Source organism: Burkholderia sp. Ac-20392 (assembly GCF_017104585.1).
GTDB classification, from domain to species: Bacteria; Pseudomonadota; Gammaproteobacteria; order Burkholderiales; family Burkholderiaceae; genus Burkholderia; species Burkholderia lata.
On sequence record NZ_JAAGPB010000460.1, the window covers coordinates 1 to 6,818 of the forward strand.

A 6,818-nucleotide genomic window follows, 5' to 3' on the forward strand; every position below is an offset into this window, starting at 1 on the left:
TTGGAACTCGTGCGGTGCGGCCGGCTTGCGACGGTGCTGCCCGACGCGATCGCGCGCGAGAGCGCCGACCCGTGCGCGCTGGAGATCGATCCGCCGCTGCCTGCGCGTACGGCCGCGCTGCTGACACGCAAGGGTGCGTACCGCAGCGTCGCGGCGCGCGCGTTCATCGAGCGTGCGCTCGCGTATCGGGATCCGTCGGGAGGTTGACCGGTACGACCGGGCGGCGCGCGCGGCGGGGGGCCGCTCGCCCACCCGCCCGCGTTACGTGCGCGGCGTCGGGAAGAAGATGCCCGCGCGCTGTGCGGCGTTCGCGATGTGCGTTTCGATCGCAATGCCGGCGGCGGCCGCATCGCGCGCGATCAGCGCATCGACGATCGCGCGGTGCTCCTGCCACGTCGACAGCAGCAGCTCGCGCCGGTAGAACGGCATGCGCTGGCTTTCCTTCATGATGTCCGCGCTGCTGCGCAGCACCGATTCGATCGCCGCGTTGCCGGCGAGATGGATGATCCGCATGTGGAAATCGAAGTCGAGCTGCGACGCCGCGTCGAGCGCGCTTTCGGTGAGCGCGACGTGCAGGTCGGCGAGGTTGTCCTCGAACCACGCGATGTCGTCGTCGCTGACGACGTGCGCGGCCATCCGCGCGGCGAACCCTTCGAGCGCATAGCGCATCTGGTACGTGTCGGGCGGCGACGACTGCTCGGCGAACCGCCACGCATGCGCGGCCGTGGCCTGCGCGCTTTCGACGTACACACCCTTGCCGGCGCGGATGCGCAGCATCCCGAGCGCCTCGAGCGTCGACAGCGCCTCGCGCAGCGACGCGCGGCTGATCTCCAGCTCCTCGGAGAGCTGGCGCTGGGCCGGCAGCAGGCTGCCGACCGGATACACGCCTGCCTCGATCCGGTCGCGGATCGTCGCGATGGCGGCGTCGGTCACGGTATGCGGAACGTTTTTCATGATGTGAACTTTGGCCGGTCTGACCGGCATTGTAATCCGCACGCAGGCGGTGCATGGCCGGCCTACGGGAAAGCCACGATCTGCCCCTGTCAGGTGCATCGAAACCAGGCGGGCAGGGGCGGGAAATCCCTATTTTGTCCGTCCTTGACTCCACTATATCGGCTTCCTACTATCCACCATAACATCACTGGTCTTACCAGTATGAACAGACGAAACTGCAACCGTTGGATCGGGAGAGCGCCGTGTCGAAATTCCTCAATTCGCTGTTTGGCCGAGTAGTCGTCGCACTTATCCTAGGGATCGCGCTCGGCGCGTTCTTCCCGCATTTCGCCGAGTCGTTGCGACCGCTCGGCGACGGCTTCCTGAAGCTCATCAAGATGGTGATCGGGCCGATCGTGTTCTGCGTTGTGGTCAGCGGGATGGCCAACGCGGGCGACCTGAAGAAGGTCGGCCGGGTCGGCCTGAAGGCCGTCATCTACTTCGAGATCATGACGACGCTCGCGCTCGGCATCGGCCTCATCCTCGCGTGGCTCACGCGCCCGGGCGTCGGGATGAACATCGACCTGCGCTCGCTCGACGCGTCGTCGCTCGCGTCGTACGCGAAGAACGCCGAAAGCCTGAAGGACACGGCCGGCTACCTGATGAAGATCATCCCCGAGACCGCGATCGACGCGTTCGCGAAGGGCGACATCCTGCAGATCCTCGTGTTCGCGGTGCTGTTCGGCTCCGCGCTGTCGCTGCTCGGCGACAAGGCACAGCGCGTCAACTCGCTGATCGAGGAACTGTCGCACGTGTTCTTCCGGATCATCGGCTTCATCATCAAGCTCGCGCCGCTCGGCGTGCTCGGCGCGATCGCGTTCACGACCGGCAAGTACGGCGTCGCGTCGCTCAAGCAGCTCGGCTATCTGGTCGCGGTGTTCTACCTGAGCTGCTTCGTGTTCGTCACGGTCGTGCTCGGCGCGGTGATGCGGCTCGCGGGCTTCTCGGTGTTCAAGCTGATCCGCTACCTGCGCGAGGAACTGTCGATCGTGCTCGGCACGGCGTCGTCGGACGCGGTGCTGCCGCAAGTGATGAGCAAGCTCGAATACATGGGCATCAAGGATTCGACGGTCGGCCTCGTGATCCCGACCGGCTATTCGTTCAACCTCGACGGCTTCTCGATCTACCTGACGCTCGCCGTGCTGTTCATCGCGCAGGCCACCAACACGCCGCTGTCGACGCATGACCTGATCGTCGTGCTGCTCGTGTCGCTCGTCACGTCGAAGGGCGCGCACGGGATCCCGGGCTCGGCGATCGTGATCCTCGCGGCGACGCTGTCGGCGATCCCCGCGATTCCGGTGCTCGGCCTCGTGCTGATCCTGCCGGTCGACTGGTTCGTCGGCATCGCCCGCGCGGTGACCAACCTGATCGGCAACTGCGTCGCGACGGTCGTCGTCGCGGTGTGGGAGAACGACATCGATCGTGCCCGCGCGAAACGCGTGCTGAACCGCGAGCTGCGCTACGTGCCGGCCGAAGAGGAAGACCGCGCGGCACCGGTCGCCGGCGACCAGGCTCACGCGCTCTGAGGGCACCCCCGCGCGGGGCGGCTTCCCCTGGTCGTCCCGCGCAACCGAATTCATGTGGCCGGCGCCTCGATGCGCCGGCACGTCATCGAACCTCAGGAGACGACATGGCAGCCCCCATCCTCGATCCGAATGCGCCGGCCTTTACGCGGCGCTACATGAACCTCGCCGACCCGCGCCTCGGGGCACAGGCGCTCTTTGCCAGCGACGAATTCTTCGCGCCGAAGGAGCGCATGCTGAATCCCGAGCCGGCCGTGTTCATTCCCGGCAAGTACGACGACCACGGCAAGTGGATGGACGGCTGGGAAACGCGCCGCAAGCGCACGACCGGCCACGACTTCTGCGTGGTGCGGCTCGCGCGGCCGGGCGTGATCTACGGCGTCGACCTCGATACGAGCCACTTCACCGGCAACTTCCCGCCGGCCGCGTCGATCGACGCGTGCGTCGCCGAAGGCGACACGCCGCCCGACGACGCGCAATGGCGCCCGATCGTCCTGGCGACGACGCTGCAGGGCAATTCGCATCACTACGTGAGCGTGGACGATGCGCAGCCCTATACGCACCTGCGCGTGAACCTGTACCCGGACGGCGGCCTCGCGCGACTGCGCGTGTATGGCCAGCCGCAGCGCGACTGGCGCCAGGTGCCGGCCGGCGAGCTCGTCGATCTCGCGGCGACCGAGAACGGCGGCTACCTGGTAGCGGCGAACAACCAGCACTTTGGCCCGGCGTCGCAGATGCTGATGCCGGGGCGCGGCGTGAACATGGGCGACGGCTGGGAAACGCGGCGCCGCCGCGAGCCCGGCAACGACTGGGCGATCGTCGCGCTCGCGCGGCCGGGCATCATCCGGCGCGTCGAGGTCGATACCGCGTTCTTCAAGGGCAATTTCCCCGACCGCTGCTCGCTGCAGGCTGCGCGGGTCGCCGGCGGCACCGACGATTCGCTCGTCACGCAGGCGATGTTCTGGGCCGAACTGCTCGGCGAGCAGAAGCTGCAGATGGACCACGTCCACACGTTCGACCAGCTCGCCGCGCTCGGCCCCGTCACGCACGTGCGTTTCAACATCTTCCCGGACGGCGGCGTGTCGCGCCTGCGTCTGTGGGGCGAGCCGGCTTGAACGAGGGCAACGACATGAGCGAATCCCACATCCTGCGCGTCGAGCGCCTGACGCGCGAAGCGTTCGCGCCGTTCGGCGACGTGATCGCGCTCGAAGGCGCGCGGCATTTTCCGATCAACGGTGGCACGACCGAGCGCTTCCACGATCTCGCGACGATCGACGTGTGCGCGGACGGCGGCCGCCCGCTCGTCAGCGTGTTCCGCGCGCAGCCGCGCGCGCTGCCGGTCGCGGTCACGCTGATGGAGCGCCATCCGCACGGCAGCCAGGCGTTCATCCCGCTCGCGGCCGTGTCGCGCTACGCGATCGTCGTCGCGCCGGCCGGCGAATTCCGGCCCGACGCGATGCGCGCGTTCCTCGCGGAAGGCTGGCAGGGCGTGAACTATGCGAAGGGCGTCTGGCACCATCCGCTGCTCGCGCTCGACGCGGTCAGCGATTTCGTGATCGTCGATCGCGGCGGCACGCAGCCGAACTGCGACGAGATCCCGCTCGAGCGCGCGTGGGCACTCGAGTTCGAGCCGGCCTGCGCGGCCTGATGCAAGTGCAACGCCCGGCTTCGGCTGCCTGACGGTCGCCCGGGAGGGCGAATCGAAGGGTTTTCGAAAGCCTGGGCGCGCGACTCGCGCGGCGGCGCGCCGCCGCTATCCCGAAAAGAACACGGCCCGGGCGGCGAGATGCCGTCCGGGCCGTGCTGCGTGTGCGGCGCGCGTGAATCAGTGCTTGCGGTGCGGGCAGTTCTCGGTCGTGCAAGAACCGTACATCGCGAGCGAGTGCTCCTGGAGCCGGAAGCCGCGCTCCTTCGCGATCGCCTGCTGGCGGCCTTCGATCTCGGCGTCGAAGAATTCCTCGACACGGCCGCAATCGAGGCACACGAGGTGATCGTGGTGCGAGCCTTCGTTCAGTTCGAACACGGCCTTGCCGGATTCGAAGTTGCTGCGCGTGAGCAGGCCGGCCTGCTCGAACTGTGTCAGCACGCGGTAGACGGTGGCCAGCCCGATGTCGAGCTGCTCGTTGAGCAGGTTCCGGTAGACGTCTTCTGCCGTCAGATGGCGCACCGGGCTTTGCTGGAAGATCTCGAGAATCTTGAGGCGCGGTAGGGTGGCCTTTAGCCCGATATTCTTGAGATCCGTCGGATTGGTCATGGCTAGGCATCCCTAGAGTACAATGCAGGGCTTCAATGTTACCGGCTTTTCGCCGTTCCAGAAACACGCGCGGCCTGCACACGGGCCTGCACGGTGAGGGAAATGATTCCAGAATCTCTTTCGCACTTTCAGAGGAGCCGCATGCGGAGTGTCATCATCGCTGCCGCCGCCGTTGCCGCGCTGGCTGGTTGTTCGTCGTACGACAGCGTGACGCAGCGCATCGCGCAGAGCATCACCCCCTACCGGATTACCGTCGTGCAAGGCAACTTCGTGTCGCAGGAGAAGGCCTCGCAACTGCAGGTCGGCATGTCGCGCGAGCAGGTGCGCGCGCTGCTCGGCACCCCGTTGCTGGCCGACATGTTCCACGCCGACCGCTGGGATTACCTCTTCTACTTCAAGCGCGGCTCGACGGCAGTCGTCCAGCAGCGCGATCTCGTCGTGACGTTCTCGGGCGATCGCCTGGCGGGCTGGACGGGGGCGGACAACCTGCCTTCGGAACTCGACCTGCTGGCCGACATCGACGGCGACCGCGGCGGCAAGAAGGCGAAGGCGGCCGCAGCGGCGAAGAAGGCCGCCGAGGCAGCGGCAGCCGCGAGCGCCGCGCAAGCGGCGGCGAGCGCGCCGGCGCCGGAGGCTGTCACCAGCCCGTCCGCCGTGCCGGCGTCCGGTGCGGTGGTCGACCAGGATGCGAACGCGCAGGCCGCCCGCGCGGCGAACCGCGCGACCAACCAGGTATCCGGGCAGGGTTCGGCCGGGCGTCGTTTCACGCCGTCCGCGCAGGCAGCGGCCGGCGCGCCGGTGCCGGGCGGCCAGCCGCCGGGTGCTGCACCCGCGATCCAGCCGCAGTTCCAGTTCCATCGCCCGCCGCAGCCGAACGTGTCGAACGAGGCATCGCCGCCGGTCGGCCCGCAAGGCTCGGACACGCTGCAGAACCAGCCGATCACCGCGCCGGCGCAGTAAGTCCGCGTGCGGAAACCGGGCGGCAGGCGCCGCCCGTCTTTAGACCTGTCGTGTAGAAAGCCATGAAGATTGCGATTGCCGGTGCATCGGGCCGAATGGGCCGGATGCTGATCGAAGCCGTTCTCAACGATGCCGACGCGCAGCTCGTCGGCGCGCTCGACCGCGCCGATTCGCCGTTCCTCGGCCAGGACGCCGGCGCGTTCCTCGGCAAGGAAACCGGGGTCAAGCTGACCGCCGACCTCGACGCCGTGTTCGCTCAGGCAGACACCCTGATCGATTTCACGCGTCCGGAAGGCACGATGGCTCATATCGAGGCCGCACTGCGCCACGACGTGAAGCTCGTGATCGGCACGACCGGCTTTACCGCCGAGCAGAAGGCCGAGCTGCAGGCCGCGGCGGGCAAGATCGGCATCGTGTTCGCGGCGAACATGAGCGTCGGCGTGAACGTCACGCTGAAGCTGCTCGAATTCGCGGCGAAGCATTTCTCGCATGGCTACGACATCGAGATCATCGAGGCGCATCACCGTCACAAGGTCGACGCGCCGTCGGGCACCGCGCTGATGATGGGTGAAGCCGTCGCCGGCGCGCTCGGGCGCTCGCTCGACGATTGCGCGGTGTACGGCCGCCACGGCGTGACGGGCGAGCGCGATCCGTCGTCGATCGGCTTCGCCGCGGTGCGCGGCGGCGACATCGTCGGCGATCACACCGTGCTGTTCGCCGGGATCGGCGAGCGCATCGAGATCACGCACAAGTCGTCGAGCCGCGTGTCGTACGCGCAAGGCGCGCTGCGCGCGGTCCACTTCCTGTCGGCGCGCGGCGCCGGCCTGTTCGACATGCAGGACGTGCTCGGCCTGCGCTGACACCACGGGGAAACTCCGATGGCGATACCCACCGGCGTTGTCCACTACCTCGAAAGCGGCGATGCGATCACGCATGCCGTCGCCTATGTGCTGCTGGCGATGTCCGTCGCCAGCTGGTGCTTCCTCCTCATGAAAGCCTGGCTCCTGGTCCGCGCGAAGCGGCAGGGGCCGCGCGCGCTCGCCGCGTTCTGGCGCGCGTCGTCGCTCGACGCGGGCATTGCCGCGCTG

General features: G+C 67.9%; 7 protein-coding genes and 2 pseudogenes. 7 read left to right on the forward strand and 2 right to left on the reverse strand.

Features of this window, described 5'->3' with window-relative positions; translation table 11 throughout:
* A pseudogene (locus G3N99_RS31940) lies at window positions 1-207 on the forward strand (transcriptional regulator CynR); the annotation flags it as partial.
* Between the two features lie 54 nt (window positions 208-261).
* On the opposite strand, the gene G3N99_RS31945 reads toward G3N99_RS31940, so the two are convergent.
* Entirely contained in the window at window positions 262-984 is a 723-nt protein-coding gene (locus tag G3N99_RS31945; protein ID WP_174943811.1) for an FCD domain-containing protein, read from the reverse strand.
* 212 nt (window positions 985-1,196) lie between these two features.
* Between G3N99_RS31945 and G3N99_RS31950 the strand changes: the two genes are divergently transcribed.
* From G3N99_RS31950 to G3N99_RS31960, 3 genes are all read left to right on the forward strand, one after another.
* Window positions 1,197-2,519 carry a C4-dicarboxylate transporter DctA gene (locus G3N99_RS31950; RefSeq protein WP_174939140.1) on the forward strand — a complete coding sequence of 441 codons (1,323 nt, stop codon included), beginning with the start codon at window positions 1,197-1,199 and terminating at the stop codon, window positions 2,517-2,519.
* A gap of 104 nt (window positions 2,520-2,623) precedes the next feature.
* A complete protein-coding gene (alc, locus tag G3N99_RS31955; protein WP_206124375.1) occupies window positions 2,624-3,631 on the forward strand; it encodes an allantoicase in 1,008 nt (335 codons plus the stop codon).
* A gap of 14 nt (window positions 3,632-3,645) precedes the next feature.
* A complete protein-coding gene (locus G3N99_RS31960; protein WP_041493007.1) occupies window positions 3,646-4,164 on the forward strand; it encodes an ureidoglycolate lyase in 519 nt (172 codons plus the stop codon).
* 177 nt (window positions 4,165-4,341) lie between these two features.
* On the opposite strand, the gene fur is transcribed toward G3N99_RS31960, so the two are convergent.
* On the reverse strand, window positions 4,342-4,770 hold the full coding sequence (gene fur, locus G3N99_RS31965; RefSeq protein ID WP_011350926.1) for a ferric iron uptake transcriptional regulator: 429 nt from the start codon (window positions 4,768-4,770) through the stop codon (window positions 4,342-4,344).
* 141 nt (window positions 4,771-4,911) lie between these two features.
* On the opposite strand from fur, the gene bamE reads away from it, so the two are divergent.
* The 3 genes and pseudogenes from bamE to G3N99_RS31980 form a co-directional block, all read left to right on the forward strand.
* Entirely contained in the window at window positions 4,912-5,730 is an 819-nt protein-coding gene (gene bamE, locus G3N99_RS31970; RefSeq protein WP_206124376.1) for an outer membrane protein assembly factor BamE, read from the forward strand.
* 62 nt (window positions 5,731-5,792) lie between these two features.
* The gene (dapB, locus tag G3N99_RS31975; RefSeq protein ID WP_089424479.1) at window positions 5,793-6,590 is read left to right on the forward strand and encodes a 4-hydroxy-tetrahydrodipicolinate reductase; all 798 of its coding nucleotides are present in this window, start codon (window positions 5,793-5,795) and stop codon (window positions 6,588-6,590) included.
* Between the two features lie 18 nt (window positions 6,591-6,608).
* Window positions 6,609-6,818, forward strand: a pseudogene (locus G3N99_RS31980) (MotA/TolQ/ExbB proton channel family protein); the annotation flags it as partial.

Bases quoted from the DNA above. Each gene is read 5' to 3' on its own strand.
- G3N99_RS31945 (WP_174943811.1), bottom strand. From the start codon at position 984: ATGCCGGTCAGACCGGCCAAAGTTCACATCATGAAAAACGTTCCGCAT.
- alc (WP_206124375.1), top strand. From the start codon at position 2,624: ATGGCAGCCCCCATCCTCGATCCGAATGCGCCGGCCTTTACGCGGCGC.
- G3N99_RS31960 (WP_041493007.1), top strand. From the start codon at position 3,646: ATGAGCGAATCCCACATCCTGCGCGTCGAGCGCCTGACGCGCGAAGCG.
- fur (WP_011350926.1), bottom strand. From the start codon at position 4,770: ATGACCAATCCGACGGATCTCAAGAATATCGGGCTAAAGGCCACCCTA.
- bamE (WP_206124376.1), top strand. From the start codon at position 4,912: ATGCGGAGTGTCATCATCGCTGCCGCCGCCGTTGCCGCGCTGGCTGGT.
- dapB (WP_089424479.1), top strand. From the start codon at position 5,793: ATGAAGATTGCGATTGCCGGTGCATCGGGCCGAATGGGCCGGATGCTG.